The organism is Sphingomonas sp. HITSZ_GF (assembly GCF_029543155.1).
GTDB lineage: Bacteria > Pseudomonadota > Alphaproteobacteria > Sphingomonadales > Sphingomonadaceae > Sphingomonas.
Genome location: NZ_JARQXA010000004.1, coordinates 322,695 through 349,212 on the forward strand (window position 1 = coordinate 322,695; position 26,518 = coordinate 349,212).

Consider the following 26,518-nt stretch of genomic DNA (forward strand, 5'->3'; position numbering starts at 1 on the left):
TCTGCTCCCCTCCCTGGTGAAGGGAGGGGTCGGGGGTGGGTGGGCTTCAACAGGCTTCTCAGCTCGCGGATGGCAACCCACCCCTAGCCCCTCCCTTCCAGGGAGGGGAATCCTGCGTATCAGATCGCGTCCGGGCCTTCCTTGCCCGGATGGTTCTTCAGCTCGTCGCCGACGAGCGTCACCACGTGCAGCACATTGGTCGAGCCCGGCGTCTTGAACGGCACGCCGGCGCACAGCACCACGCGGTCGCCCGCCGCGGCGATATGGTGGCGCAGGGCCATCCGCTTCGACTTGGCGACCATCTCCTCGAACGAATCGACATCGCGCGTGTGCACTGCATGCACGCCCCACAGCAGGCCGAGCCGGCGGGCGGTGTCGATATGCGGGGTCAGCACCAGGATCGGCACCGAGGGGCGCTCGCGGGCGATGCGCCGCGCGGTCGATCCCGAGGTGGTGAAGCAGCTGATGCCCGATGCCGACACCGTCTTGGCGATGTTCTTCGCCGCCTCGGCCAGCGCGTCGGCGGTGGTGGGATCGGGGCGCAGCACGGTGAAGTGGACGCGGTCGCCATGCGCGGGGTCGCGCTCCACTGCGTCGGCGATCGAGTTCATCATCGCCACCGATTCGACCGGCCACTTGCCCGCGGCGCTCTCGGCCGAGAGCATGATCGCGTCGGCGCCGTCATAGACTGCGGTGGCGACGTCCGAGACCTCTGCGCGCGTCGGCGACGGGCTCTCGATCATCGATTCGAGCATCTGAGTAGCGACGATCACCGGGCGGCCCATGCGGCGCGCGGTCTCGACGATGCGCTTCTGCAGCGGCGGCACGGTCTGCGGCGGCAGCTCGACGCCCAGGTCGCCGCGCGCAACCATCACGCCGTCACACTGCTCGACGATCTCGTCGAGCCGGGCAATGGCCGAGGGCTTCTCGATCTTGGCGAGCAAAGCCGCCTTGCCGCCGATCAGCCGGCGGGCTTCCATCAGGTCCTCGGGGCGCTGGACGAAGCTGAGCGCGATCCAGTCGGCACCCTGCTCGACCGCGAAGGCGAGGTCGCTGCGGTCCTTCTCGGTCAGCGCGGCAAGCGGCAGCACCATGTCGGGCACGTTCAGGCCCTTGTTGTTCGACAGCGGGCCGCCGACCTCGACGATCGTGGTCAGCCGATCGGGCGCGACCGAGATCACGCGCAGCACCAGCTTGCCGTCGTCGAGCAGCAGCCGTGCATTCTCGTGCGCCGCCTCGAAGATCTCGCGGTGCGGCAACTCGACCCGGGTGGCGTCGCCCGGCGTCTTGTCGCGATCGAGGATGAACTCGTGGCCGGTGACCAGCTGCACCTTGCCGTCGGCGAACTTGCCGACGCGCAGCTTCGGGCCCTGCAGGTCGGCCAGGATCGTGGTCGGCCGGCCATATTTCTTCTCGAGGCCGCGGATCGCCTCGAACAGCGGCACCTTCGATGCCTGGTCGCCATGGCTCATGTTGATGCGGAACGCGTCGGCGCCCGCCTCGAACAGCTTGCCGATCATCTCGGAGCTGGCGCTGGCCGGGCCCAGCGTGGCGAGGATGCGCACCTTGCGCGTGCGGGGGCTGATTGCCTTTGTCATCACTGTCATATCCTCGGCTTGTGCCCGGGTGCCTCTAGCCTCATATCCCAGCGGATCAACCGCTGAGGTGTGATTAATGGACGAACTCGACAAACTGGATGACGCTACAGCCGCCACGGCGTTCCGCAGCCTCGTCCGCCATCTCCGCCGCCGCACCGATGCGCAGAACATCGATCTGATGGGCCTGTCCGGCTTCTGCCGCAACTGCCTGGCCGACTGGATCGTCGAGGCCGATCCGGCGATCGACCGCGAGGAAGCGCGCCGGATCATCTACGACATGCCCTTCTCCGAATGGAAGGCGAAGTATCAGGCGGAGGCGACGCCCGAGCAGATCGCGCGGATGGAGCAGAGCATCGCGCGCAACGAGACGATCGACGAGGAGCTGGACGAAGCGCTCGACGAGAGCTTCCCGGCTAGTGACCCGCCGGCGATGACCCAGCCGGGAGGCTGACCGGCGGCGCCAGCGGCCGGGCCTTTGCCGGCGGCAGCTTGAACCGCAGCGCCTTGGCCACCGCGCCGCGCCAGATGTCATAGCCTGCGCGGGTCATGTGCAGCCCGTCCTGGCGGTAGAGCTCGGGGCGCGGCTTGCCGTCGCGGCCCAGCATCGCCGGGAAGATGTCGACATAGCCGAGCGTCGGGTCGCTCGCGACATAGTCGCGCACCAGCGCATTGGTCGCGCGGATGCCGTCGATCAGCTGCCAGCGCGAGATGCTCGGCTTGATCGAGACGAACAGGATGCGCGTCGTCGGCAGCTTGGCGTGGACCTTGGTCACCAGCGCCTGGAAATCGGCGAACACTTCGTCGGGCGTGTGCCCCGCGCCCAGGTCGTTGTCGCCGGCATAGAAGACGATCGTCTTCGGCGCATAGGGTGTCACGATCCGGTCGACATAGCGCACGCTGTCCGGGATGGTGGAGCCGCCGAAGCCGCGGTTGATCACGTTCAGCCCGGGAAAGTCGTGCGCCAGGTCGGTCCACATCCGGATGCTCGAGCTGCCGAGGAACAGGATTCCGCCGCGGGCCGGCTTCGCCAGGGCGTCGCGCGCCTCGAACGCTGCGATCTCGGCGGCGAAGGGCTGCTTCTCCATCGGCGCCGGTGCCGAGCGCGGCGGCACGCGCATCGCGGGCGGCAGCTCGATCGGCGGCGCCGGCCGGGTCTGGGCCGGCGCGGTCGCGGGCATCAGGGCGAGGGCGGCGGCGAAAAATTTCGGAATGTGTCGGAACATGTCCCTTCGGATAAAGCCGGATGCGATTCGCCGCAAATGAGTCTTGAGCGCGGGCGCCAGCTTCTCTAATCGCCCCGCTTCACCCCAATCAGGAGCCTTCAATGTCCGACTCGATTTCCGCCGAACAACTGCGCCTCCTCATCGAGCGCATCGAGCGGCTCGAGGAAGAGAAGAAGGGCATCGCCGACGACATCAAGGATGTCTATGGCGAGGCGAAGGCCACCGGCTTCGACGTGAAGACGATGCGCTCGATCGTTCGCCTGCGGAAGATGGAGAAGCATCACCGCGACGAGGCCGAGATGCTGCTCGAGACCTACAAGCAGGCGCTGGGCATCTGACATTAACGTCACTCCGCCCCGGACCTGATCCGGGGCGGGGTCTCGGGCGAAGGCGCGGGACAAGAGCCGCACGAGATCCCGGCTTGCGCCGGGAGGACGATTTGGGCCGGGCATTGCCCATCGCCCCTTGCCTGGCCTAGAGACGCGCCACGATTTTCCATACGAGAGCGCAATGGCAGGCCATTCCAAATTCAAGAACATCATGCACCGCAAGGGCGCGCAGGATAAGAAGCGCTCGAGCATGTTCTCCAAGCTCAGCCGCGAAATCACCGTCGCCGCCAAGATGGGCTTGCCCGATCCCGACATGAACCCGCGCCTGCGCGCCGCGATCGCCGCGGCCAAGGCGCAGTCGATGCCCAAGGACAATATCCAGCGCTCGATCGACAAGGCGTCGAAGGGCGATGGCGAGAATTACGAAGAGATCCGCTACGAAGGCTTCGGTCCGGGCGGCGTCAGCCTGATCATTGAGGCGCTGACCGACAACCGCAACCGCACCGCCACCAATGTGCGCACCGCGGTCTCGAAGAATGGCGGCAATCTCGGCACTGCCGGCTCGGTCAGCCACGGCTTCGACCGGATGGGCCTGATCAACTATCCGCTCAGCGCCGGCGACGCCGAAAAAGTGTTCGAGGCGGCGCTCGAAGCCGGTGCCGAGGACGTGACCTCGAGCGAGGACGGCCACGAGATCTGGACCGCCCAGGGCGATCTCCACGAAGTCGCCAAGGCGCTCGAATCGGTGCTCGGCGAAGCCGAAGGCGCCAAGCTCGCCTGGCGCCCGCAGACCATGGTCGATGTGGGCGAGGACGACGCGACCAAGCTGTTCAAGCTGATCGACGCGCTCGACGACGACGACGACGTCCAGACCGTCTGGGGCAATTACGAAGTCTCGGACGCGGTGATGGAGAAGCTGGGTTGATCCAATTCCTCCCCGAGCTTGCTCGGGGAGGGGGACCGCGCCCGCAGGGCGTGGTGGAGGGGCCGCGCCGCCAGGCGCGGCGCGCCGGCTTCCTTCTCCCCATCGCCGCTGCGCGGCGCCCCTCCACCATGCTGCGCCCACGGATTGCTTCGCAATCCGGCTCCGCGGCTGCGACATGCTCCCAGCATGTCGCTGATCGCTGCTACGTCCCCCTCCCCGAGACAAGCTCGGGGAGGAATTTTCTATGATCATCCTCGGCCTCGATCCCGGGCTCGGCACCACCGGCTGGGGGCTGATCCGTGCCGAGGGCAATCGCCTGTCGCACCTCGCCAATGGCCGGCTCAAGACCGATACCCAGGCGCCGCTGCCCCGGCGCCTCGCGCATCTCGACGCGATGCTCGCCGCGCTGATCGCCGATCATGCGCCGGAGGCTGCGGCGGTCGAGGAAGTGTTCGTCAATTCCAATGCCCAGTCGACGCTCAAGCTCGGCCAGGCGCGCGGGGTGGTGCTGTGCGCCGCGGCGCGGATCGGCATCGATGTCGGCGAGTACAAGCCGAGCACGGTCAAGAAATCGGTGGTCGGCGTCGGCAATGCCGACAAGGACCAGGTCCACGCCATGGTCGCGCGGCTGCTGCCAGGCGTGAAGATCGACGGGCCCGACGCTGCCGACGCGCTCGCCGTCGCGATCTGCCACGCCCATCACCTCGCAAGCGCGCGCTTCGGCCTGCGCTAGCGTTGCAGGACTGCATCCCGCCACGCCGAGGGCGCGCGGGTGATTTCGCTTTCCTACCGGCGCATGTTCCGCTTATGTACCGGGCGTGACTGCGACCGCTTCTTCGCCGCCGATCCTGCGTCTCCCGCGCGCGACGCGCACGTGTGGCGAGTCAAGGGAGTCAACATTTTTGCCCAACCATCCGGTTGAATATCGGGGAGGCGCAGCATGATCGCCCATCTCAAGGGCCGGCTGGAAGCGACCGGGCTCGATCATGTCGTGATCGACGTGAACGGCGTGGGCTATCTTGCCGGCGCCTCGGCGAAGACGATCACGGCACTCGGCGCTACCGGCGAGTTCGTCACGCTCCACACCGAGATGCTGGTCAGCGAGGATTCGATCCGGCTGATGGGTTTCGCCACGGCGAGCGAGCGCGACTGGTTCCGCCTGCTCACCAGCGTGCAGGGCGTCGGCGCCAAGGTGGCATTGGCGATCCTTTCGATCCTCGGTCCCGAGGAAGTGCAGACCGCGGTGGCGCGCGCCGATTCGGCAATGATCGCCCGGGCGAACGGGGTGGGGCCGAAGCTCGCCCAGCGCATCGTCAACGAATTGAAGGACAAGGCGGGCGGCATCGCGCTCGGCAGCGGCGGCGCGCCCGGCGCGGCGGCGGCGGGCGGCGCGGCGCAGGATGCGGTGTCGGCGATGCTCAACCTTGGCTTCAAGCCGGCCGAGGCGAGCGCCGCGGTCAATGCCGCCGCCGACGAGTTGGGTGCCGGCGCCACGCTCGATGCGCTGGTCCGCCTCGCCCTGCGCAAGGCGGCGAAATGACGCTGCGCACCGCTTCGTGCCGCTGCGGCCAGCTCCGCGCCGAATGCGCGGGCGAACCGGTGCGCATCTCGGTCTGCCATTGCCTCAACTGCAAGCGGCGCAGCGGCTCGGCCTTCGCGGTGCAGGCGCGCTTCCCGGCGGAGCAGGTGACGATCACCGGCCGCTCGACCGAATATGTGGCGCCCTCGGAAAGCGGCGGCGCGCCCGCCCATTTCCACTTCTGCCCGGTCTGCGGCGGCAATGTCTGGTACAGCGGCGGCGGCATTGCCGACACGGTCGCGATCCCCGTCGGCCAGTTCGCCGACCCGGCCTTCCCGGCGCCCGGCATCTCGGTTTACGAAAGCCGCCAATGCGCCTGGCTGGAGGTCAGGGGCGTGGTCGAGCATTATGACTGAAGCGCGCCGGCTAGAGCAGCGGCGTCACCAGCGGCCGGCCAGCGAAATGCGCATCGAGATTGGCGAGCACCAGCGCGCGCATCTCGGTACGGCCCTCTTCGGTGGCGCTGCCCTGGTGCGGGGCGAGCACGACCGTCTCCAGCGCTCGCAGCGCTTCCGGCACGTTCGGCTCCTGTGCGAACACGTCGAGGCCCGCCCCGGCAATGCGTCCCCCGGCGAGCGCGGCGACCAGCGCATCCTCGTCGACCAGGCTGCCCCGGGCAATGTTGACCAGCACCCCGCCTGGCCCCAGCCGGTCGAGCACTGCGGCATCGACGATCCCGTCCGTCTCCGGCCCGCCCGGCGCGGCGAGGACCAGCACGTCGCTCGCCTCGGCCAGCGCGGCGATGTCGTGCACGAAGCGCCATGGCACCGGCTTCTCGCTGCGGGCGCTATAGAGCAGTTCGCTGGCAAAGGGCGCGGCGCGCAGTGCGATGGCGCGGCCGATCTGGCCCAGCCCGAAAACCCCGATGCGGCGGCCGCTCGCCCGGCGCCCCAGCGGTGCCGCCCAGCCGCCGCCGCGCACCAGCGCGTCGTTCGCCACGATGCGGCGCTGCACCGCCAGCATCAGCGCGATGGCAAGGTCGGCGACATCCTCGGTCAGCACGTCGGGCGTGGTCGTCACCCGCACGCCGCGTGCCTTGAGCGCATCGAGGTCGAGCCGGTCATGCCCCACGCCGTGGATCGCGACGATCTCGAGCGCGGGCAGCCTGGCGAGAAGTGCGGCATCCACCTTCGCCATGCCCCCGCCGACAATGGCGCGGGTCTCGGGCGGCGCATCGCCCTCGTGCAGCGTGAACCGCTCGGCCAGCGCCGCACGCAGCGGGGCGGGGATGTTGGTTGCGATCAGCAGGTCGGGGCGCGCCATCTGCCTGCCCTAGACCCGTGGGCCGGCAAATGGCCAGCCATGGGCTTGCCTCGGCGCACGAAACCGGCTGGAGCGATGCGGTGACCGATTCCGATCGCCTTCTCTCCTCCGCCCGTCGGATCGACGATGTCGATGCCGCGCTGCGCCCCAAGAGCCTCGACGAGTTCGTTGGGCAGAAGGCGGCGCGCGAGAATCTGCGCGTGTTCATCGAAGCCGCAAAGGGGCGCGGCGATGCGCTGGACCATGTCCTGTTCTTCGGCCCGCCGGGGCTCGGCAAGACCACGCTCGCCCAGATCATCGCCCGCGAGATGGGTGTCGGCTTCCGCTCGACTTCGGGTCCGGTGATCGCCAAGTCGGGGGACCTGGCCGCGCTGCTCACCAATCTCGAGGACGGCGACGTGCTGTTCATCGACGAGATCCATCGGTTGAATCCGGCGGTCGAGGAAGTCCTCTACCCGGCGATGGAGGACCGCGCGCTGGACCTTATGATTGGTGAAGGGCCATCAGCACGAAGCGTCCGCATCGACCTGCCGCGCTTCACCCTGGTCGGCGCCACCACCCGCCAGGGGCTGCTCACCCAGCCGCTCCGGGATCGGTTCGGCATCCCGGTGCGCCTCAATTTCTACACCGTGGACGAGCTGGAAAAGGTCGTCACCCGCGCCGCCCGGCTGCTCGATCTCCATGTCGCTCCGGACGGCGCGCAGGAGATCGCCCGGCGCTCGCGCGGCACCCCGCGCATCGCCGGCCGGCTGCTCCGCCGGGTGCGCGATTTCGCCAATGTGCTGGGCGAGGAGACGGTGCATGCGAAGGTGGCCGACCAGTCGCTCACCCGGCTCGAAGTCGATGCGCTCGGCCTCGATGCGATGGACCGGCGCTACCTCACCATGATCGCCGATATCTACAAGGGCGGCCCGGTGGGGGTGGAGACGCTGGCGGCGGGGCTGAGCGAGCCGCGCGACACGATCGAGGAAGTGATCGAGCCCTATCTGATCCAGATCGGGATGATCGCGCGAACGGCGCGGGGCCGTTGCCTCAATGCGGCGGGGTGGAAGCATCTCGGGCTCAATCCTCCGTCCACCGCGCAGGAAGGGCTGTTCGACTGAGGCCGGGGGTTCCCCCGGGGGAATCGCTGCGTTAGGGCCGCTGCATGGACGTTCGTTTCGCCCCTGGCCGCTTCGAGGGCCTCGAGCATCATTTCGTCCTGCGTGTCTATTTCGAGGACACAGACCTGAGCGGCGTGGTCTATCACGCCAACTATCTGCGGTTCATGGAGCGCGCCCGCTCCGATATGCTGGCGCTCGCCGGCATCGATCAGCGCGCAGCGCACGAAGCGGGCGAGGGCGCCTATGCCCTGCGGGAAGCGAATATCCGCTACCGCGCGCCGGCGCGCCTGGGCGACGAACTGGTGGTGGTCAGCCGGCTGGTCCGGCTGCGCCCTGCCGCAGTGGATATTCATCAACGAGTCATGCGCGACGTTACCATAGTGGCCGAAGCGGAAATCGAGGCGGTGTTCGTCGCCCCGTCCGGCCGTCCGCGCCGCCAGCCGGCAGCGTGGATGGAGCGTTTCGAGCCGCTGGTCTTCAAGGGGAACTGAACCGATCATGGAATTTCTCAGCACCGACGCCGCAACCATGTCGCCGATCGGCCTGTTCCTGCAGGCGGACTGGGTGGTGCGCGCCGTGATGATCGGCCTGCTCCTCGCCTCGCTGTGGACCTGGGCGATCATCCTGAGCTTCGGCTTCAAGGCCTCCTCTGTGAAGAAGGCGATCGACCGGTTCGAGGGTGAGTATCGCGAGGCCGACGATATCGATGAGTTCCACCGCCGCGCCGCCGGCCGCGACCAGCCGATCGCCCGCGTCTTCGCCGCCGGCGTCACCGAATGGCGCCGCTCGACCAGCGGCAAGGCGATCGATCGCGACGGCACGCGCGAGCGCCTTGCCACCGCGATGGGCGCCACGATCGCGCAGGAGATCGACCGGCTTGCGGATCGGCTGAACTTCCTCGCCACCGTCGGTGCGGTCGCGCCGTTCGTCGGCCTGTTCGGCACCGTATGGGGTATCATGCGCAGCTTCACCGGTATCGCCAAGGAGCAGAGCGCCTCGCTCGCCGTGGTCGCGCCGGGCATGGCGGAGGCGCTGTTCGCCACCGCGATCGGCCTGTTCGCCGCCATCCCCGCGGTGATCGCGTACAACCGCTATTCGCACCAGGTGAACCGTATCGAGGCCCGCCTCAACCGCTTCGCCGACGGTTTCCACGCGACGCTGAGCCGTCGCCTGGAGATGGAGGCCTAACCCGGTGGCGATGCACCTCCCTTCCAACAAGGGCCGCGGCCGCCGCGCGCCGATGGCGGAGATCAACGTCACGCCGCTGGTCGACGTGATGCTGGTGCTGCTGATCATCTTCATGGTCACCGCGCCGCTGCTGACGGCGGGCGTTCCGGTGAACCTGCCCGAGAGCCGCGCCAAGCCGGTCGACCAGGATCAGAAGCCCGTCCAGATCTCGATCGACGACAAGGGCCAGATCTTCATCGACGACGAGCTGACCTCGGACGCCACGCTCTCGACCAAGCTCGAGGAAATCGCCGGCCGCGCGCCGGGGCCGGACGGCAAGCCGGTGCCGGTGTTCCTGCGCGCCGATCAGGGCTTGGGCTATGGCAAGGTCATGAAGGTGATGGGCGAGCTCAACCATGCCGGCCTTAACCGCGTCTCGCTGATCACCGACGCGAGCAGCAAGCCGTGATGGATCGGGCCGAGGGAGCCGGATTGACGGTTGCCGTGCTGGGGCATGTCGCCCTGTTCGGCATCCTGTCGGTCGGATTCCTCGCCACGCCCAATCCGCTGAAGCTCAAGCCCACGCAGATCGAAGTCGCGCTGGTCGATTCGGTGTCGCTGGAAAGCACCTCGCCCAACCCGACCAGCGAGATGCCGGCGGCCAAGCTCTCGCCCGTCGAAGCGCCGGTCGAGCCCGACAGCGCGCCGCCCGAGCCTGCACCCAACCCGCAGCCGATCGCCAAGCCGCAGCCTGCCCAACCCAAGCCGGCACCTGCGCCCGATGCGGCCAAGCCCGCGCCAAAGACGCCGCCCAAGGCTGCGCCGGCACAGGCGCCCTCGCGCCCGTCCAACCGTCCAGTCGCGCCGACCGGCCGGCTCGACGGTCTGCTCGCTGGAATCAACGACAAGCCCAGCCCGAGCAAATCGGTCACGCCGCCCGCGGCGACTGCCGGGCCCGAGGTCAAGGCTGCGCTCAGCGCGGCGATCATCCGGCAGATCCGGCCGCATTGGGCGCCGCCCAGCGGTGCCGATTCGGACAAGCTGCGCACCAAGGTGACCGTGCGGCTCAATCCGGACGGATCGCTCGCCAGCGCACCGCAGGTGACGCAGACTGGCATCACGGATAGCAATCGCGCCCAGGCCGATCTAGCCCGCGACCGTGCGATCCGCGCAGTGAAGCTCGCCGCCCCCTTCAAGCTGCCCTCGCAATATTATGATGCGTGGAAAGTCATAGCCCCGGTTTTGTACGAGGACCTGTGAAGATGAAATTTGCCCATCTGACGATCGCGGCCCTGCTGGCGTCCGCCGCCGGAACAGCCGCCCAGGCCCAGGACGTGCCGGCGCCGCAGCCGCAGCAACCGGCGCAGGATCAGGACACGCCGCTCAGCGTCGACGTGACCAACACTGCGGCCAAGGACCTCGTCATCGCCATCCCGGCGATGCCTACTTCGGAGAGCGTCTCGACGCCTGCGGGCCCCACCGACCAGCTCGGCGCCAAGCTCGCCGAAGTGGTCGAGGCCGATCTGCGTGGCACCGGCCTGTTCAAGACCACCGGTCCCAGCGCCAATCGCGGGATCGCGTACAGCGAAGTCACTGCGCCCAACTATGGCAGCTGGAACGGCACGCAGGCGATCATCCAGGGCTATGTCCGCGCCAACGGCAATGGCTCGCTGACTGTCGGCTGCTATCTCTACGACGTGCTGCTGCAGAGCGAGCTGGTCCGTCAGGGCTTCGTCGTCTCGCCGGCCGACTGGCGCCGCGCCGCGCACAAGTGCGCCGACGCGGTCTATTCGAAGCTCACCGGCGAGGGCCCCTATTTCGACAGCCAGGTGGTGTACGTTGCCGAGACCGGCCCCAAGAACAAGCGCCGCAAGCAGCTGGCTATCATGGACCAGGACGGCGCCAACCACCGCTTCCTGACCAATGGCCAGTCGATCGTGCTGACGCCGCGCATGTCGCCGAAGCAGAACGCTATCGTCTATATGAGCTACACCCAGCGCAAGCCGTCCATCTATGTCTATGACATGGCGACGCGCGAGAACCGGCTCCTCGTATCCAACGTCAGCCTCAGCTTCGCGCCGCGTTTTTCGCCCGACGGGCGCAACATCCTGTTCTCGATGGCACAGTCGGGCAACACCGATGTCTATCGCATCGCCACGGCGGGCGGCGCGCCGTCGCGGCTCACCAATTCGCCCGGTATCGATACCGGCGGCAGCTATTCGCCCGATGGTTCGAAGATCGTGTTCGAGAGCGATCGCAGCGGCACCCAGCAGATCTACGTCATGAACGCCGACGGATCGAACCAGCACCGGATCAGCTTCGGCGGCGGCCGCTATGCCACGCCGGTGTGGAGCCCGCGCGGCGATCTGATCGCCTTCACCCGCACCGGCGGCGGCGCGTTCCGGATCGGCGTGATGAACCCCGGCGGCAGCGGCGAGAAGCTGCTGACCAACAGCTGGGGCGATGAGGCGCCGAGCTGGTCGCCCAACGGCCGCGTGCTGATGTTCTTCCGTACTGCCCAGGGTTCGGGCCGTCCGGACCTGTGGTCGGTGGACCTCACCGGCACCAATGCGCGGCGGATTCCGACGCCGCTCGACGGATCCGATCCCAGTTGGGGACCGATTCGCCCCTGAAACGTTACCGCATCTGTGCTAGGGTCCGGGCAAGCGGACCGATGCGACGAGAAAAGGAGAAAAGACCATGTCCAAGATTACGACTGGCCTGGTGCTCGGCATCGCGCTGATCGCCACTGCGGGTTGCACCAAGAAGCGCGACGCCAACAACATCCCGCCCGCGCCGTCGGAGACTGGACCGGTCACGACGGGTGAAGGCGACAGCGATACCGTTGCGGCGCCGATCAACGAGCAGTTCCGCCGCGAAGTCGCCAGCGACACGATCCATTTCGCCTTCGACCAGTACGACATCGATCCCGAGGCGCGCGCGATCCTGGACAGCCAGGCGCAGTGGCTGAGCAGCCACCCGAACACCCGGATCACGATCGAGGGCCACTGCGACGAGCGCGGCACCCGCGAATATAATCTCGGCCTGGGCGATCGTCGCGCCAATGCCGCCAAGAACTATCTGGCGTCGCGCGGCATCTCGCCGACCCGGATCACCACGATCAGCTACGGCAAGGAGCGCCCGATCGCGCTGGGCTCGGACGATGCCAGCTGGGCGCAGAACCGCCGCGCGGTGACCATCGTCATCAGCTGAGGCGTTTCGCCGATCAGGAAACGGCCGCCGGGGGCGTCTCCGGCGGCCTTTTTCATGGTCTCAGGGCTGGCGCGCGAGCGGCAGCGCCGGGCCTTCGCCGTGGGCGAAATAGTCGAGCCGGATCACCGTGCCCGCCGCATCGCGCACCGGCCGGAAATAGCTGAGCTCGTCGGGCACGAAGCGGATCGCCCCGTCGCTGTCCAGGATCGTCGGGATGCTGTTGCGATTGGGCCGGCCAATCATCAGCTTGCCGTCCTGCACCGCGAGCGTGCGGGTAGTGGCGGGATCGCTGCCATAACGGCCGGCGAGCGCTGCCAGTGCCTCGGATCGAGCGTCGCCCGGATGCGGCAGTGGATAGGGCTTGCCGATCGCGATAGCCGCCATGCGCCGGGCGAGCGTCTGCGCGTCAAAGCTGTCGCTGTTCGCGAGTACCACCACCGTCGCATCCGCATCCGGCAGGTAGAACAGCGCCGAGGCGAAGCCGTCGATCTGCCCGGTATGGCCGATCGCGTCCTGCCCGCGAATCTGCCAGCGATAGAGGCCGAGCCCGTAGCGCTCCTGCACGCCGACCGTCGCCAGCGCCGGCGTGCTCATCTCCACAAAACCTTCCGTACCGACGACCTTCCCCTGCGACAGCGCCCGCATCCAGCGCAGCAGGTCTGCTACGGTGGAGCGGAGCGAACCGGCGGTCTTGGGGATCGAGAGGTTGAACGGTGCGGCATTGCGCAGCACGCCCTTGTCGCTCGTATAGCCGCTGACCCGGCCCGGCACGATCGCACCGGCGCGGTCATAATCGGTATCGGCAAGCCCCAGCGGCGCGAACAGCCGTGCGCGCATCGCGGCATCCCAGCTCTGCCCGGTGACCTTCTCGATCACCGCGGCGAGCAGGATATAGCCCGCGTTCGAATAGCGCTGTGCGGTGCCGGGTTCGAAGGCGAGCGGCCGCGCAGCGATCCGCCGGACCTGCTCGGCGATCGGTACCTCGCCATTGCCAAAGGGCGGCTGCGGCACGGCATCGGTCTCGGAAACGCCGGCGGTGTGGCTGAGCAGCTGGCGCAGCGTGATCCGCGGATCGAGCGGTACGTCGGCCAGATAGCGTACCACTGGTGCATCGAGCGCGACTTCGCCGCGCGCCGCCATCTGGACGAGCAGCGCAGCGGTGAAGCTCTTGGTGATCGACGCGATACGGAAGCTCTGATCCGGGGCGAGCGACACGCCCAGCTCGACTTCGGCCAGCCCGCGCGCCTTGCGGTAGAGGATCGTGTCGCCCCGCGCGATCACCACCACGGCGCCCGCCCCCTTCGGGTCGATCGCCGCCGCCATCGCCGCATCGGCGCCGCGGGCGATCGCCGCGGGGGAGGGCTGCGCGAGGGACGGCACTGCCGAAACCAGCAGAACGGCGCACAGGGCGGCAGGCAGGCAAGGTCGCATCGATTCCCCCTCTCGAACGGCGGCGCCACTCTCGCCCCCATCGATTAGCCCGGGATGAACCGCCTTTCCGAATCCGCTTGCGGGCCCATTGGAATCGATATAAATACGATATCATAATTTCGGGAGGTAATGATGACCGACGTTCGTAGTGCCGCTCCGGCCCTGCGTCAGAGCAGCGAGAAGCCCGCCAGCACGGCGAGCGGCTATGGCATGCTGCTCGTGCTGTTGCTTGCGTTCGCCGCCACGGTGGGGGCGATCACCCAGATCGACCGCATGGCGGACTGGATCGTGGTATCGTGGCTGGTCGCCTCGGTGCTGGTCGAGCTGTTCGTGCTGTGCGGCTTCTATCTGCTCCAGCCCAACCAGGCGGCGGTGATCACGCTGTTCGGCGACTATCAGGGCACCGATCGCACCACGGGCCTGCGCTGGGCTATGCCGTGGCTGATCAAGAAGAAGGTCTCGGTACGCGCCAACAACATCATCTCGGAGCGGATCAAGGTGAACGATCTGCGCGGCAATCCGATCGAGATGGCGGCGCAGGTGGTGTGGCGCGTGACCGACACGGCGCAGGCGCTGTTCGACGTCGACGACTACAAGGCGTTCGTGAACGTCCAGATCGAGGCGGCGGTGCGTACCATCGGTTCGCGCTATCCCTATGACGATTTCGAGCACCAGGAAGTCACGCTGCGCGGCAATCACGATCAGGTTGGCTCGGAGCTGCGCGAGGAGCTGATCGCCCGGCTGCGCGTCGCCGGCATCACTGTCGACGAATGCGGCTTTACCCACCTGGCCTATGCGCAGGAGATCGCAGGTGCGATGCTCCGTCGCCAGCAGGCCCAGGCGGTGGTCGCCGCGCGCCAGACGCTGGTCGAAGGCGCGGTGGGCATGGTCGAGATGGCGCTTGCCCAGCTTTCGGCCAAGGATGTCGTCCATCTCGATGACGAGCGCCGCGCCGCGATGGTCTCGAACCTGATGGTCGTGCTGTGCGGCGAGCGTGACACCCAACCGGTGGTCAACACGGGCTCGCTCTACCAGTAAGGCCAGGTCCGTGTCCCAGCCGCCCCAGAAGAAAGCCTTTCCGCTCCGCCTCGATCCCGCGCTCTACGCGGCGATCGAGCGGTCGGCGTCGAGCGAGCTGCGGAGCGTCAATGCCCAGGTCGAGTGCCTGTTGCGCGAGGCGCTGGGGCGGCGCGGGGTGAAGCTGGCCGAGCCCGTGCGCGCCAAGCGCGGTCGCCCGCCCAAGCCGAAGGAGGACGAAGCATGATCCGGCCTCAGCGTCCCGATGCCTGGTTCGTGCGGATCCGCCGAGGTGCCAAGTATAGCATTACGCCCTGTTCGAGGCAGGGCTGGCTGGTGACGGTCGCCTATGTGCTGTTCACGCTGGCGCTCACACCGGTGATCATTCCGCCCGAGCCGGTCCGTGTCGCCGCCTGGGCGATCCTGTTCGCCGCCCCCACGATTTTGTTCGTCGTCATCGCCTGGCGCATGTCTTCGCCTGCCGCCGATGATGGCCAGGAAGGAAGCAACTGATGTTCCTTGCCATGTATGTCAGCCGCGAGCGGCTGCCCTTCGTCCTTGCCGTGGCCGCGATCGCGCTGGTTGCCGGCATCCTTGCCGCGGTGCTGCTGTGATCGGTGCCGGCTGGGGCCGCGGCGGCCCGGTTCGCCCGGGCTATTGGTTCCGCCCGAAGCGCTTCGGTTTCGGCGCGGTGCCGGTCACCTGGCAGGGCTGGGCGGCAACCTTCGCCTTTGGCGCGCTGCTCGGCCTGATCGTCAATTTCGCGACGCACCGCGACCGGATCTGGTTCGTGCTGCTGGTGCCGCTGATTGGCGGCTTTCTGTGGCTGATCGCGACCAAGACCGACGGCGATCTTGGCTTCCGCTGGGGAGGGGATGCCTGATGCCGATACGATCGAACACCTGCCCGAAATGCCAGAGCGCGATGGCAGAAGGCTTCACGCTGGCTGACCAGGACAGCTATCGCCGCACGACCGGCTGGGTTGCCGGCCCGCCGCAGAAAAAGCTGCTGCTTGGCCTGAAGCTGCCGCACAAGCCGATCGGCATCCAGACCTGGCGCTGCCCGCGCTGCGGCTTCCTCGAGCATTACGCCAAGGAGTGAAGCCCGGGCGAAGAATCGAGGACTCGAAAGGGAGGCCCGTCTAGATGATCGGCAAAAGCTTTTGTGCTGCGACGCTGCTGCTCGCTGCCGTTCCCGCCGCGCTGGCGCAGGATGCGCCCGCCGGGGTGGAAATCACCGTCCCGGGGCCGGAGGGGAATCTCGCCGGCACGCTGATCGATCCCGATCCCAAGGCACCGCTGCTGCTGATCGTGCCCGGCTCCGGCCCCACCGATCGCGATGGCAATAATCGCTATGGCGTCGCCGGCGGCCCGTATCGCCAGCTGGCCGAGGCGCTGGCCAAGCGCGGCGTCGCCACGCTGCGGATCGACAAGCGCGGCATGTTCGGCAGCAAGGCCGCCGTCGCGGATCCGACACGGGTGACCATCACCGATTATGCCGCCGACACGCGCGCCTGGATCGATGCCGCCCGCCAGCGCACCGGCCGCGCCTGTGTCTGGCTGGGTGGGCATAGCGAAGGCGGGCTGGTGGAGCTTGTCGCCGCGCAGAACCCGCAAGGCGTCTGCGGGGTCGTGCTGATCGGCGCCGCCGGCCGGCCGCTCGCCACGATCATGCGCGAGCAGTTCCGCGGCAACCCTGGCAATGCGCCGTTCCTCGACAGTGCGCTCGGCATGATCGACGCGTTCGAAGCCGGCAAGCATGTCGACCCCGCAACCTTGGTCCCACCGTTGCCGCAGCTCTTTCCGGAGCGCGTGCAGGACTTCCTGATCGACGAGTTCCGCTACGATCCGCCCAAGCTTGCGGCCGCGCTCAAGGTGCCGCTGCTGGTGGTGCAGGGCGACCGTGACGTGCAGATCAACCCGGGCGACGCGCAGGCACTGGCTGGGGCCAATCCGGCGGCGAAGCGCGCGATCATTCCGGACATGACGCATGTGCTGCGCATCGCGGCAGGCGAGGGTTTCGCAGCAAGCACCGCCACCTATGGCAATGCAGCGCTGCCGGTCGCCCCGGCGCTGGTTGATGCCGTTGCCGGGTTCGTCACCGCGAAGCGCTAGCTCAGGCGAGTGCCTCGTCGAGCAGGCGGGCCAGCCGGAGCCCGCCCTTGATCACCTGGTCGCGTGCCTCGGGCACCCACTTCTCGATCATCGCCTCGGTGATCGCGACGCGGCCGGTGATCGGCTTGCAGGCCTCGCCGCCGTTCAGGTCGGCATAGACGGTCTGGGACAACGCCCAGCTGTCCTTGCCCCAGTCGGCGACGGTGCCGCCGCCGAACCTGGCGCGATCGGCGCGGTTATAGGTGCGCACGATGTTCGGGCCCGAGGTGATCGCGCGCTCCGCGAGCAGGCCGTCCCACACCGAATGGAGGTTGAGCCGGTCGGTGGTGTAGATGCCGTAGCTCACCAGCACCTTGTTGCCGCCGGCGTCATGGTCATGCTCGGCGCCGTGCAGCGGCTGGCCGATGTCGCCGACGAAATGGACGAGGAAGAGCAGCGCCTTCACGCGCTCCACCTTGGGCGCCTTGCGGTCCTTCAGGATCTTCACGTCGCGCTCGATCTGGGCGGAGACGCAATTGCCGTCCTTGCATTCGGCGGTCACGTCGAACGGCTTGCAGATATCGGCATCCTGGTAATGCCATACCGAGGCATAGCGCCAGTCGGCGCCGAGCTTCTTGATGCAATCGGCCCAGACCGCGGCATCCTCGATCGTGGTGGCCGGGCAGCCTTCGGTCTTGAGCAGGTCGGTCTGGCGGAGCAGCTGGCTCACCTTCGCCCGGGTGGCCGGGGTGATGTTGCGCCAGGCGATCGCCCCAACGGTCTGATGGCCATATTCCCAATAGGCATTGGCGGGCGCGGCGAACCCGATCAGGGCCGCAAGGATCACGAGAAGGCGCATCAGACTACTCCAGAGGCAGGCGCCGACTCCCTAGCAGAGCTTTCGGGCTTGGCCAGCCGGTTGAGTCCGATCAGCGGCCGCAGCCAGCTGATGCGTCGCCCGATCAGGTAGGTCGCCGCGCAGACGCTGGCGGTGCCGCCCAGCAGCAACGCGAACTCGGCCGGGGCGCTCAGCCCGAGCGGCAGCGAATACCAGGCGATCAACACGATCGCGGGGTGATGGACGATGTAGAAGGGAAACACCGCTTCGGCGAGCGGCTTGCGCAGCGGATGATCGCGGTTCCACCGGGTCTCGGCGATGTGGAACAGCGCGAGGATCATCCCCCAGGCCATGGCGGTGCGCGCGGCGCGATCGAGCGCCATCACGTCGTGCGGCGGCACCTGAGCGCCCGGAAAGGCGACCTCCACCGCCACGATCAGCGCGCCGGCCAGCGCCGCCAGCGCCAGCGCCGGCTTCCAGCAACGGACGATCGCCGGCCAGAGCTGCGGGCTCCCGGCCAGCGCGAAGCCGAACAGGAAGATCGGCACATATTGGGCATGGCCGCCCCAGTCGCGCAACAGCCCCTGGCGCTCGGGCGCGACGAACAGCAGCGCCAGCCTTGCCCCGGTCAGCAGGATCACCGGCGCCCAGAGCAGCCGATGCCCTCCGGCCAGCCACTGCGCCGCCGCCGCCATTGCGCGCAGCACCCGCGCGCCGCGCCACGCCAGCACGCCGGCGAGCAGCAGGGTATAGGCGGCGAGATAGGCGACGAACCACAGATGCTCCCAGCTCGGGAACTCGCGGCCCCAGAAGTCGCCGCTGCGCCAATAGTCGAGCGCCCAGAAATGGAGATATCCGTGCGGATAGCCATTCTCCAGCACCCGCACCCACATTTCGAGCGGCACCAGCGCCACCATGCCGAAGGCGAGGGGGACGAGCAGGCGCAGCGCCCGGCTGCGGGCGAAGTCGCCGGGATTGCGGTCATAGAGCTTGCGCGAGGCATAGCCCGAGACGGCGAACAGCAGCGGCAGCCGCCAGGGCGTGAGCAGCGCCATCGGCGGGATCAGCCACTGGAAGGCGTGACCCGTTTTGATCACCCAGTCCCAGGGCGAGAAGGCCATGGCGATATGGTAGAGAATGAGGAGGCCGAACGCGGCGATGCGCAGCCAGTCCATGCCATAGTGGCGCGGGCCGGAGCGTGGCGTGGCAGCAGGGGTCGGGTCGTGCTGCAACGCAGGCCTCGAAGTTCGAACAGCCCGGCACGCTAACCCAGGATGCTTAGCATCGCGTAAAGTCGGGCCCCCGCATTTCTGCATGGAAACTCCCTGTTCTCGCGGCTGGCCCCCCGCGGCCAAAGCGCCTATATGGCCGCCATGTCCGTACGTCCCTGGCGCGATATCGTGCGGCGGCCCAGCCGCCAGATCATGGTCGGCAACGTTCCCGTTGGCGGCGATGCGCCGGTGACGGTGCAGACCATGACCAACACTGCCACCTCCGATGCCCGCGCGACGATCGACCAGATTCGCCGCTGCGAGGACGCGGGCGTCGACATCATCCGCGTCTCCTGCCCCGACGTCGAATCGACCGCGGCGCTCAAGCAGATCGTCCGCGCCAGCCGCGTGCCGATCGTGGCGGACATCCATTTCCACTACAAACGCGCGCTTGAGGCCGCCGATGCCGGCGCCGCCTGCCTGCGCATCAATCCGGGCAATATCGGCAGCGCAGATCGCGTGAACGAGGTCGTCAATGCCGCCAAGGCCAATGGCTGCGCAATCCGTATCGGCGTCAACGCAGGCTCGCTCGAGAAGGACCTGCTCGAGAAATATGGCGAGCCATGCCCCGAGGCGCTGGTCGAATCGGCGCTCGATCACATCAAGCTGCTCCAGGACCGCGACTTCCACGAGTTCAAGGTCGCGGTGAAGGCATCGGACGTGTTCCTCGCCGTCGCTGCCTATCAGCAGCTCGCCGACGCGGTGGATTGCCCGCTGCACCTCGGCATCACCGAAGCGGGCGGGTTCGTCGGCGGCACGGTGAAGTCGGCGATCGGCATCGGCTCGCTGCTCTGGTTCGGCATTGGCGACACCATTCGCGTCTCGCTTTCGGCCGAGCCCGAGGAGGAAGTCCGCGTTGGCTTCGAGATCCTCAAGGCGCTCGGCATCCGCAACCGGGGCGTCCGCGTCGTCAGCTGCCCGAGCTGCGCGCGCCAGGGCTTCGACGTGATCCGCACGGTGCAGGCGCTGGAGGACCGGCTCCAGCACATCCGCACGCCGCTGTCGCTCTCGGTGCTCGGCTGCGTGGTCAACGGCCCCGGCGAGGCGCGCGAGACCGATATCGGCCTCACCGGCGGCGGCAACGGCAAGCACATGGTCTATCTGTCGGGTGTCACCGATCACACGGTGGCCGATGCCGACATGCTCGATCACATCGTCAAGCTGGTCGAGGCCAAGGCGGCAGAGATCGAAGCGGCGAGCGAAGCCGCCGCCCAGGCAGCGGAATAGCGCGTGCCCCGGCCGCCCGCGCATCACGACCCGGCCGGGGTCTCCAAACACAAGGCGGAAGCGACGGGCGCCTCCGCGGTTGGCGCGGCGAGTGTCGGGGCGTTGGCGCTCACGGCCGCGATGATCGGCGGATTCGCGCTTGGCGCGGTGGCCGTCGGGGCAGTCGCGATCGGGCGCCTGCGCATCGGCAAGGCGCGGATCCACAAGCTGCGGATCGACGAGCTGGAAGTCGGCCGGCTGGTTCTGCGCGACGACAAGCCCAGCGACGCCCGCGACGCGTGACGCCGGCCCGGCCGGCGGCTAAGCGCGGCTGATGCGCGCTTCCGTTCCCGCCGCCCTGCTCGCCGCCTGTGCCGGCATCGCGCTCTATTCGATCATGGACGCGGTGATGAAGCAGGTCAGCCTCGTCACCGGCGCCTATGTCGCCCTATTCTGGCGGCTGTCCGCGGGCGCCGCGATAATGACGCCGCTCTTCGCCTTCACCCGCCCGCGCATGCCAGCGCGGCGCGTGCTCGCCATCCATGCGATCCGCAGCGCGATCATCGCCGTGATGGCGATCGCCTTTTTCTGGGGGATCGTCCGGGTGCCGCTGGCCGAGGCGATCGCGCTCACCTTCATCGCCCCGCTGATCGCGCTCGCGCTCGCCGCGGTCTTCCTGAAGGAGAAGATCGGCGCGCGTTCGCTGCTCGGCTCGCTGCTCGGGCTCGCCGGCGTCGGCATCATCCTGGCGGGGCAGCTGGGCGCGCCGCACCGGCCCGATTCGGCGCTCGGCATGGCGGCGGTGCTCACTTCGGCGGTGTTCTATGCGGTCAATCTGGTCATCGCCCGCCACCAGGCGCAGCATGCCGGGCCGATCGAGATCGCCTTCTTCCAGAACTGGATGATCCTGGCGCTGTTCGCCTTGCCCGCGCCCTGGCTGCTGGCGCCGCTCGCGCCCGGCCAGTGGTGGATGGTGATCCTCGCCGCCGGCCTGGCGATCGTCTCGCTGCTGCTGCTGTCCTGGGCCTATGCCCGGGCAGAGGCACAGGTGCTGCTCACCGTCGAATACACGGCCTTTGTCTGGGCCGGGATCATGGGCTGGCTGTTCTTCCGCGAGCCGCTCGCGCTGGTGACGGTAGCCGGCACCTTGCTGATCGTCGCCGGATGCTGGATGGCGGCGCGCAACCAGCCCGGCCTTGCCGAGCACGAAGTGGAGCCCGCTCTGTCATGATCGCCATTCGCCCCGCCGCGCCCGAGGACGTGGCGCTGATCCTCGACCTGGTGCGCGAGCTTGCCGTCTATGAGCGCGAGCCCGATGCCGTGGTGGCGACCGAGGCGATGCTCCGCAAGGCGCTGTTCGAGACGCGCGTCGCCGAGAGCCTGATCGCGGAGCTGGACGGCGTCGCCGTGGGCTTCGCGCTGTTCTTCCACAATTTCTCGACCTGGACCGGCAAGCCCGGCATCTATCTCGAGGATCTCTACGTCACCCCCGATGCGCGTGGTGCTGGCGTCGGCAAGGCGCTGCTCCGCCATCTCGCCGGTATCGCGCTCGACCGCGATTGCGGCCGCTTCGAATGGGCGGTGCTTGACTGGAACACGCCGGCGATCGATTTCTACCGGGCGATGGGGGCGCAGCCGATGGACGAATGGACCGTGCAGCGCGTGACCGGCGATGCGCTCGTCGCCCTGGCGGGACGCGCCTGATGGCCTGGGCGCTGCTCATCCTCGGTGGCTGCTTCGAGGTCGGCTTCACCACCTGCCTTCGCTATGTCGACGGCTTCCGCAACATCCCCTGGACCTTCGGCTTCCTCGCCTCGGTCGCGCTGTCGATGGGGCTGCTCGAGCTCGCCTCGCGCTCGATCCCGATGGGCACGGCCTATGCGGTATGGGGCGGGATCGGCGCGCTCGGCACGGTGATCGTCGGCATGATCTGGTTCGGCGAGCCGTTCACGCTGGTCCGCAGCCTGCTGATCCTCGGCGTGGTCGGCTGCATCGCCGGCCTCAAGCTGACCGCGCACTGATGGCGGTCGACGAGGGCCTGGTCGCCTGGGTCGGCGAGGCACTCGAGCCGCTCGGCACGGTGACGATGCGCCGGATGATGGGCGGGGCGGTGCTCTATCTCGACGGAACCACCTTCGCGATCGTCCATGATGGCGAGCTGTGGCTGAAGGCCGATGCCGAGAGCAATGCGATCTGGGACGAAGCCGGCCATATCGAGCGCTTCACCATCACCTTCAAGACCGGCATGGTCGACAGCATGAACTATCGCCGCGCGCCGAGCGAGACCTATGACGATGCCGATGCGCTGCGCGAATGGGCTGGGCTGGCGATCGCGGCGGGGCAAAGGGCGCCGAAGAAGAAGCCTAGGGCGAGGAAGGGCTAGCCTCCCAGCACATTGATCGTGAATGCCAGGATGCCCAGGTTGAACACGAAGGCGGCCAGGCAATGCGCGGTCACCACGCGGCGCAGTTGGCGGCTGGAGATGGTTACGTCGCTGGTCTGGAAGGTCATGCCCAGGCAGACGGCGAAATAGAGGAAGTCCCAGTAATCGGGCTCCTTGGTCTCGGGGAATTGCAGCCCGCCCTGGTCCGCTCCGCCGCGCCCGGCAGTGTAGAAGAGATGGGCATAGTGCAGCGCGTAGATCGTGTTGCTGAAGGTCCAGCTCAGCGCCAGCGTTCCCAGGATCGCCGGCAGCGCCCAGGGGTTGGACTTGATCCCGCTCATCAGCTCGCTGGCGATCGCGGCGAATACCGCCACGCCCACCATCACCGTGATCAGCAGCAGCACCGGCCGGTTGGCGTCGTTGCGGCAGGCGCTTTCGCGCATTCCGCTGGCGCGGTGGCCGAGCAACGGAATCACCGAGAGCAGGAACACCGCCGCGCCCACGTCGAACGCCAGCATCACGCCGAAGTGCAGCCCGAGCCGCGGCAGCAGCAGCCAGCCCGCACCCAATGTGGCGGCAAGGAACAGCAGGAAGCGCGGCGGCGCGACGATGTTGCCGATGCCCTTGCGATGCGGCGTGCTCATGTTCGGTTGGTCCAGCGCGGGTTGATCGATCCGATGGCGGCGAGCGCGAGCAGCGCCATCCAGGCATAGCGATGCCCCAGCATCATCGCCGGATCATGCGGGTCGGTGAAGAGGAACCAGAGCGAGGCGAGGCCACCCGCCGCCAGCGGCACGGCGGCGATCTTGCCCAACAGCGTCCCGCGCCAGGCAAGCGCGGCAAGCAACAGCGACCCGATCCCGAGCAGCGCGAATTTGGGGCGGACGGTGAAGAACAGCGCGCCGAACAGGCCGGGCGGACTCTGCCAATGCGCGGCGAGTTGGAAGAGGATCAGCCCCTCGATCTGGTCGAGCAGCGCCGCAACCAGGAAGGTCGCCACGGCGACCAGCGATAGCCGGCGCGCGTCGTTCCGCATCGCGCATGCGCCGAGCGCCAAAAAGGCGGCATAGGCGGGGATGAAGGCCAGCGCGTCCCACCAGCTTGCACGGGTCTGCGCGGCCTGGAAGGCGCCGGAGCACGAGGGCGGGCCGAACAGCTCGGCCAGTTGGGAAGGGTTGCGGACCAGCTCGAACGCGATGATCGGGCCCGCGCCATGGGTCGGCCCGCAGGCGTCGACGGGCGGAAAGCCCATCGACGCCGCGAGCGTCGCCAGCCCGGCCACTGCGCACAGTCGCCAGGCCAGCGCCGCGTTCAGGCGGCCGCGGCCTCCTTGGCCTTCTTTGCGGCTTCGATCGCTTCGAGCACGATCTTCTTCGCTTCTTCGGCATCGCCCCACTGGCCGATGCGCACCCACTTCTCGGACTCCAGGTCCTTGTAGTGCTTGAAGAAGTGCTCGATCTGCTGGAGCACGATCGACGGCAGGTCGCCGCGCTCGCCGATGTCCGAATAATAGGGGAAGGTCGAATCGACCGGCACGCAGACGAGCTTCTCGTCGCCGCCGGCTTCGTCCTCGAGCTTCAGCACGCCGATCGGGCGCGCGCGCACGACGCAGCCTGGGACGAAGGGCGAGCGCGCGATGACGAGCGCGTCGAGCGGATCGCCGTCGGGCGACAGCGTGTGCGGCACGAAGCCGTAGTTCGCCGGATAGCGCATCGGCGTATGCAGGATGCGATCGACGAACAGCGCGCCGCTCGCCTTGTCGAATTCATACTTCACCGGCTCGCCGCCGACGGGAACCTCGATGATCACATTGAGGCTGTTCGGCGGATCATCACCCACCGGAATCAAATCGATACGCACGCTAGTATTTCCTTAGCTGGGCGGTTTGGCGCCCCTCCAACTTCACTTGGGCTGGAGGAGTTTATCCAGGCCACCCTCTCCTTCACTTGTTTTTTCGAGGTGCGGATAGCGCAGGCCATCGTGATAGTCGATGGCAACATCGCGGTAGCGCGAGCCACGCTTCAGGGTGAGCCGGATCGGGTCCTTGCCGGTCTTGGCGGCCTTCACCGCGGCGGTCAGCTTCTCGCCGGTGAAGACCTGGCCGTTCACTGCGACGATCTCGTCGGCCAGCGTGATTCCGGCGTCGAACGCAGGGCTGCCCCACATCACGCCCGAAATGCCCTTGCTGCCGATCGTCAGGCCCAGCGAATAGGACAGGTCGGTGCCGCCCCCGCGCAACGTCGCCTTGTTGGGCGTCTCGGTATAGACCAGCTTGTAGCCGTTGCGCTCGAAGCCCTGGAGCGGGGCATGGTCGGAGACCTGGTTCACCCGCTCGTCGAGGAACTTGCGCCAGTCGTACGGCACGACCTGGTTGAGCGTCGAAACCACATCGTCGAACGTGTAGGTCAGCTCGCCATAATCGCCGTCGCGGCCGCCGAAGAAGATCCGCGCGAAATCGTCGATCGACTTGGTGCCGCCGCTCTTCTCGCGGATGATCGAATCGGCGTCCATCCAGATCAGCAGGCCCTCGTTGTAATAATCCTCCGAGCGCTGCCAGCTCACCCAGCCCTTGGGCGAGCGCGCGACGATCACCGGATCGTTGGTGGTGTCGCCCATCGGGCGCCAGGTGCGGCCCTGGCGATTGTCGAGGTTGGCGGCGATGCCGGCATAGGCCTCGAGCGTGTCTGCCTTGCTCACCAGGCCCGAGCGCGCCTGGAACACATAGCCCCAGAACTGGGTCTGGCCCTCATAGACCCACAGCAGCGAGTCGCGCATCGGCGTGCGGAAGTCCGGGGTCCACAGGTCGGCGCCGCGGCGGAACTTGCCGTCCCAGCTATGCGTGTATTCGTGCGGCAGCAGGTTGCGGCTGGTCGCCTTCTCGTCCCACTTGGTGAAGAAGCCCAGCCCGGTGCCGTTCTCGGAGCTGCGGTGGTGCTCCACGCCGATCCCGCCCAGCTCGTCGCTGATCGAGAACAGGAAGCGGTAATGGTCGTAATGCTCGACGCCGAAGGTCTTCACCGCCTGGTCGACCAGCCGCTTGAGCGCCTCGACATGCTCGGGCTTGGCGGCGAGCTCTTCGGGCGTGTCGGCATAGGTCTCTACCGAGACGCGGTCGGTCAGCTTGATCTGGCGGTAATAGCGGCCGGCGAGCACCGGCGAGTCCATCAGTATCTCGTAGTTGGTCTTGTCATAGGTATAGACGTTGCCCGCCACCTTCGCGTCGACCGCCGAGCTGGCGGTCCAGCCCTGGGGATAGGTCACCTTCGCCTGGATCGGGATGCGGCGGACGAAATAGCCTGCCGGATAGAGGCTGAGCGAGAAGAACTGCAGGCTCATCAGATTGGGCGTCATCACGACGCGCCCCTGGTCCGAGACGGTCGCCGAGACGAAGTTGAAGGCGACGTCCAGCTTCTTGGCGCCGGCCGGCACGTCGATGTGGAAGGCGAAGACGTCGACGGGATCGCGCTTCCACGGGATCACCTTGCCGTTCGCCTTGATCACCAGGCCGCCCAGCTTCTCGATCTCGCCGCGCGGGCCGTGCTTGCCAGGGATCCACTTCGGATAGAGCAGCACCATGTGGCCGCTCTTCGCTACCGGGATCGTCTGCTTCACGTTGAAGATGCCGCGCGTGATGTCGGTCGCGTCGATGTCGAGCGTCAGCGTGCCGGGATAGGCGACATCGCGCGCGTCGGGGATCGTGTTGGGATAGGGCGCGGTCTGCGCCGGTGCCGAGTTCTGGGCAAGCGCCGGGGCGGAAACGGAAGCGAGCAGGGCAGCTGCGGCAAGCGCACGGATCATGATGGGGGAGCGACCTCTCTTTTTCGAAGCGAAGGGTCATAGGACCCTCCGGGCGGGGGTGCAATTCTCCGCAGCCCCGCG

General features: G+C 67.7%; 35 protein-coding genes. 25 read left to right on the forward strand and 10 right to left on the reverse strand.

Annotation, left to right across the window (positions count from 1 at the left end):
- Positions 1 to 119: 119 nt before the first annotated feature.
- Positions 120 to 1,598 (reverse strand): pyruvate kinase, encoded by a 1,479-nt coding sequence (gene pyk, locus P6144_RS13280; protein WP_277768239.1) that lies wholly within the window; start codon positions 1,596 to 1,598, stop codon positions 120 to 122.
- 76 nt (positions 1,599 to 1,674) lie between these two features.
- Here pyk and P6144_RS13285 point away from each other — a divergent pair, with 76 nt between their 5' ends.
- The gene (locus P6144_RS13285) at positions 1,675 to 2,049 is read left to right on the forward strand and encodes a DUF1244 domain-containing protein (RefSeq protein WP_277768240.1); all 375 of its coding nucleotides are present in this window, start codon (positions 1,675 to 1,677) and stop codon (positions 2,047 to 2,049) included.
- Here the strand turns inward: P6144_RS13285 and P6144_RS13290 are convergent.
- Complete coding sequence (locus P6144_RS13290; protein WP_277768241.1) at positions 2,012 to 2,821, reverse strand: SGNH/GDSL hydrolase family protein; 810 nt, start codon at positions 2,819 to 2,821, stop codon at positions 2,012 to 2,014. The two genes, P6144_RS13285 and P6144_RS13290, sit on opposite strands and share 38 nt — an antisense overlap.
- A 101-nt stretch (positions 2,822 to 2,922) precedes the next feature.
- Between P6144_RS13290 and P6144_RS13295 the strand changes: the two genes are divergently transcribed.
- From P6144_RS13295 to P6144_RS13315, 5 genes are all read left to right on the forward strand, one after another.
- On the forward strand, positions 2,923 to 3,159 hold the full coding sequence (locus tag P6144_RS13295) for a DUF2312 domain-containing protein (protein WP_086130470.1): 237 nt from the start codon (positions 2,923 to 2,925) through the stop codon (positions 3,157 to 3,159).
- Between the two features lie 172 nt (positions 3,160 to 3,331).
- A complete protein-coding gene (locus P6144_RS13300) occupies positions 3,332 to 4,075 on the forward strand; it encodes a YebC/PmpR family DNA-binding transcriptional regulator (RefSeq protein ID WP_277768242.1) in 744 nt (247 codons plus the stop codon).
- Between the two features lie 244 nt (positions 4,076 to 4,319).
- Positions 4,320 to 4,808 carry a crossover junction endodeoxyribonuclease RuvC gene (gene ruvC, locus P6144_RS13305; RefSeq protein WP_277768243.1) on the forward strand — a complete coding sequence of 163 codons (489 nt, stop codon included), beginning with the start codon at positions 4,320 to 4,322 and terminating at the stop codon, positions 4,806 to 4,808.
- Between the two features lie 207 nt (positions 4,809 to 5,015).
- Positions 5,016 to 5,615: a Holliday junction branch migration protein RuvA gene (gene ruvA, locus P6144_RS13310; RefSeq protein ID WP_277768244.1), complete on the forward strand. Its 600-nt coding sequence runs from the start codon at positions 5,016 to 5,018 to the stop codon at positions 5,613 to 5,615.
- A complete protein-coding gene (locus P6144_RS13315) occupies positions 5,612 to 6,010 on the forward strand; it encodes a GFA family protein (RefSeq protein WP_277768245.1) in 399 nt (132 codons plus the stop codon). The genes ruvA and P6144_RS13315 overlap by 4 nt, the downstream gene beginning before the upstream one ends.
- Before the next feature lie 10 nt (positions 6,011 to 6,020).
- Here P6144_RS13315 and P6144_RS13320 read toward each other — a convergent pair whose 3' ends face one another.
- Positions 6,021 to 6,917 carry a 2-hydroxyacid dehydrogenase gene (locus P6144_RS13320; protein WP_277768246.1) on the reverse strand — a complete coding sequence of 299 codons (897 nt, stop codon included), beginning with the start codon at positions 6,915 to 6,917 and terminating at the stop codon, positions 6,021 to 6,023.
- 80 nt (positions 6,918 to 6,997) lie between these two features.
- On the opposite strand from P6144_RS13320, the gene ruvB reads away from it, so the two are divergent.
- From ruvB to pal, 7 genes are all read left to right on the forward strand, one after another.
- On the forward strand, positions 6,998 to 8,020 hold the full coding sequence (gene ruvB / locus P6144_RS13325; RefSeq protein ID WP_277768418.1) for a Holliday junction branch migration DNA helicase RuvB: 1,023 nt from the start codon (positions 6,998 to 7,000) through the stop codon (positions 8,018 to 8,020).
- Between the two features lie 44 nt (positions 8,021 to 8,064).
- Positions 8,065 to 8,511, forward strand: coding sequence for a YbgC/FadM family acyl-CoA thioesterase (locus tag P6144_RS13330; protein WP_277768247.1), 447 nt, complete (start codon positions 8,065 to 8,067; stop codon positions 8,509 to 8,511).
- 7 nt (positions 8,512 to 8,518) lie between these two features.
- Entirely contained in the window at positions 8,519 to 9,208 is a 690-nt protein-coding gene (tolQ, locus tag P6144_RS13335; protein WP_277768248.1) for a protein TolQ, read from the forward strand.
- A 4-nt stretch (positions 9,209 to 9,212) separates the two neighbouring features.
- Entirely contained in the window at positions 9,213 to 9,656 is a 444-nt protein-coding gene (gene tolR / locus P6144_RS13340) for a protein TolR (protein WP_277768249.1), read from the forward strand.
- Between the two features lie 23 nt (positions 9,657 to 9,679).
- The gene (locus P6144_RS13345) at positions 9,680 to 10,447 is read left to right on the forward strand and encodes a TonB C-terminal domain-containing protein (RefSeq protein WP_347275818.1); all 768 of its coding nucleotides are present in this window, start codon (positions 9,680 to 9,682) and stop codon (positions 10,445 to 10,447) included.
- A 2-nt stretch (positions 10,448 to 10,449) separates the two neighbouring features.
- Positions 10,450 to 11,820, forward strand: coding sequence for a Tol-Pal system beta propeller repeat protein TolB (tolB, locus tag P6144_RS13350; RefSeq protein WP_277768251.1), 1,371 nt, complete (start codon positions 10,450 to 10,452; stop codon positions 11,818 to 11,820).
- A gap of 67 nt (positions 11,821 to 11,887) precedes the next feature.
- Positions 11,888 to 12,400: a peptidoglycan-associated lipoprotein Pal gene (pal, locus tag P6144_RS13355; RefSeq protein ID WP_277768252.1), complete on the forward strand. Its 513-nt coding sequence runs from the start codon at positions 11,888 to 11,890 to the stop codon at positions 12,398 to 12,400.
- 60 nt (positions 12,401 to 12,460) lie between these two features.
- Here the strand turns inward: pal and P6144_RS13360 are convergent, their stop codons facing one another.
- On the reverse strand, positions 12,461 to 13,780 hold the full coding sequence (locus P6144_RS13360) for a serine hydrolase domain-containing protein (protein ID WP_277768253.1): 1,320 nt from the start codon (positions 13,778 to 13,780) through the stop codon (positions 12,461 to 12,463).
- A gap of 183 nt (positions 13,781 to 13,963) precedes the next feature.
- On the opposite strand from P6144_RS13360, the gene P6144_RS13365 reads away from it, so the two are divergent.
- From P6144_RS13365 to P6144_RS13390, 6 genes are all read left to right on the forward strand, one after another.
- A complete protein-coding gene (locus P6144_RS13365) occupies positions 13,964 to 14,869 on the forward strand; it encodes an SPFH domain-containing protein (RefSeq protein ID WP_277768254.1) in 906 nt (301 codons plus the stop codon).
- Between the two features lie 10 nt (positions 14,870 to 14,879).
- Positions 14,880 to 15,095: a toxin-antitoxin system HicB family antitoxin gene (locus P6144_RS13370; protein WP_277768255.1), complete on the forward strand. Its 216-nt coding sequence runs from the start codon at positions 14,880 to 14,882 to the stop codon at positions 15,093 to 15,095.
- On the forward strand, positions 15,092 to 15,361 hold the full coding sequence (locus tag P6144_RS13375; protein WP_277768256.1) for a hypothetical protein: 270 nt from the start codon (positions 15,092 to 15,094) through the stop codon (positions 15,359 to 15,361). Before P6144_RS13370 ends, P6144_RS13375 begins: the two co-directional genes overlap by 4 nt.
- A 97-nt stretch (positions 15,362 to 15,458) precedes the next feature.
- The gene (locus P6144_RS13380; protein WP_277768257.1) at positions 15,459 to 15,731 is read left to right on the forward strand and encodes a hypothetical protein; all 273 of its coding nucleotides are present in this window, start codon (positions 15,459 to 15,461) and stop codon (positions 15,729 to 15,731) included.
- Entirely contained in the window at positions 15,731 to 15,949 is a 219-nt protein-coding gene (locus tag P6144_RS13385) for a PF20097 family protein (RefSeq protein WP_277768258.1), read from the forward strand. Before P6144_RS13380 ends, P6144_RS13385 begins: the two co-directional genes overlap by 1 nt.
- Positions 15,950 to 15,993: 44 nt before the next feature.
- A complete protein-coding gene (locus P6144_RS13390) occupies positions 15,994 to 16,962 on the forward strand; it encodes an alpha/beta fold hydrolase (protein WP_277768259.1) in 969 nt (322 codons plus the stop codon).
- Between the two features lies 1 nt (position 16,963).
- Here P6144_RS13390 and P6144_RS13395 read toward each other — a convergent pair whose 3' ends face one another.
- The gene (locus P6144_RS13395) at positions 16,964 to 17,800 is read right to left on the reverse strand and encodes a S1/P1 nuclease (RefSeq protein WP_347275819.1); all 837 of its coding nucleotides are present in this window, start codon (positions 17,798 to 17,800) and stop codon (positions 16,964 to 16,966) included.
- On the reverse strand, positions 17,800 to 18,954 hold the full coding sequence (locus P6144_RS13400) for an acyltransferase family protein (RefSeq protein ID WP_277768260.1): 1,155 nt from the start codon (positions 18,952 to 18,954) through the stop codon (positions 17,800 to 17,802). The genes P6144_RS13395 and P6144_RS13400 overlap by 1 nt, the downstream gene beginning before the upstream one ends.
- Positions 18,955 to 19,152: 198 nt before the next feature.
- Between P6144_RS13400 and ispG the strand changes: the two genes are divergently transcribed.
- From ispG to P6144_RS13430, 6 genes are all read left to right on the forward strand, one after another.
- A complete protein-coding gene (gene ispG, locus P6144_RS13405) occupies positions 19,153 to 20,277 on the forward strand; it encodes a flavodoxin-dependent (E)-4-hydroxy-3-methylbut-2-enyl-diphosphate synthase (RefSeq protein WP_277768261.1) in 1,125 nt (374 codons plus the stop codon).
- Between the two features lie 102 nt (positions 20,278 to 20,379).
- The gene (locus P6144_RS13410) at positions 20,380 to 20,559 is read left to right on the forward strand and encodes a hypothetical protein (protein ID WP_277768262.1); all 180 of its coding nucleotides are present in this window, start codon (positions 20,380 to 20,382) and stop codon (positions 20,557 to 20,559) included.
- Positions 20,560 to 20,590: 31 nt separating this feature from the next.
- On the forward strand, positions 20,591 to 21,487 hold the full coding sequence (locus P6144_RS13415) for a DMT family transporter (RefSeq protein ID WP_277768263.1): 897 nt from the start codon (positions 20,591 to 20,593) through the stop codon (positions 21,485 to 21,487).
- On the forward strand, positions 21,484 to 21,960 hold the full coding sequence (locus P6144_RS13420; RefSeq protein WP_277768264.1) for a GNAT family N-acetyltransferase: 477 nt from the start codon (positions 21,484 to 21,486) through the stop codon (positions 21,958 to 21,960). Before P6144_RS13415 ends, P6144_RS13420 begins: the two co-directional genes overlap by 4 nt.
- Positions 21,960 to 22,277, forward strand: a complete 318-nt coding sequence (locus tag P6144_RS13425; RefSeq protein ID WP_277768265.1) for a multidrug efflux SMR transporter — start codon at positions 21,960 to 21,962, stop codon at positions 22,275 to 22,277. Before P6144_RS13420 ends, P6144_RS13425 begins: the two co-directional genes overlap by 1 nt.
- A complete protein-coding gene (locus P6144_RS13430; RefSeq protein WP_277768266.1) occupies positions 22,277 to 22,639 on the forward strand; it encodes a TfoX/Sxy family protein in 363 nt (120 codons plus the stop codon). Before P6144_RS13425 ends, P6144_RS13430 begins: the two co-directional genes overlap by 1 nt.
- On the opposite strand, the gene P6144_RS13435 is transcribed toward P6144_RS13430, so the two are convergent.
- Genes P6144_RS13435 through P6144_RS13450 form a run of 4 tightly spaced genes read right to left on the reverse strand, consistent with a single transcriptional unit; the run spans position 22,636 to position 26,437 of the window.
- Positions 22,636 to 23,283, reverse strand: a complete 648-nt coding sequence (locus tag P6144_RS13435; RefSeq protein WP_277768267.1) for a DUF1345 domain-containing protein — start codon at positions 23,281 to 23,283, stop codon at positions 22,636 to 22,638. The two genes, P6144_RS13430 and P6144_RS13435, sit on opposite strands and share 4 nt — an antisense overlap.
- Positions 23,280 to 23,921 carry a hypothetical protein gene (locus tag P6144_RS13440; protein WP_277768268.1) on the reverse strand — a complete coding sequence of 214 codons (642 nt, stop codon included), beginning with the start codon at positions 23,919 to 23,921 and terminating at the stop codon, positions 23,280 to 23,282. The genes P6144_RS13435 and P6144_RS13440 overlap by 4 nt, the downstream gene beginning before the upstream one ends.
- 29 nt (positions 23,922 to 23,950) lie before the next feature.
- Positions 23,951 to 24,499, reverse strand: coding sequence for an inorganic diphosphatase (ppa, locus tag P6144_RS13445; protein WP_277768269.1), 549 nt, complete (start codon positions 24,497 to 24,499; stop codon positions 23,951 to 23,953).
- A 42-nt stretch (positions 24,500 to 24,541) separates the two neighbouring features.
- The gene (locus tag P6144_RS13450; protein WP_277768270.1) at positions 24,542 to 26,437 is read right to left on the reverse strand and encodes a collagenase; all 1,896 of its coding nucleotides are present in this window, start codon (positions 26,435 to 26,437) and stop codon (positions 24,542 to 24,544) included.
- Positions 26,438 to 26,518: the final 81 nt, after the last annotated feature.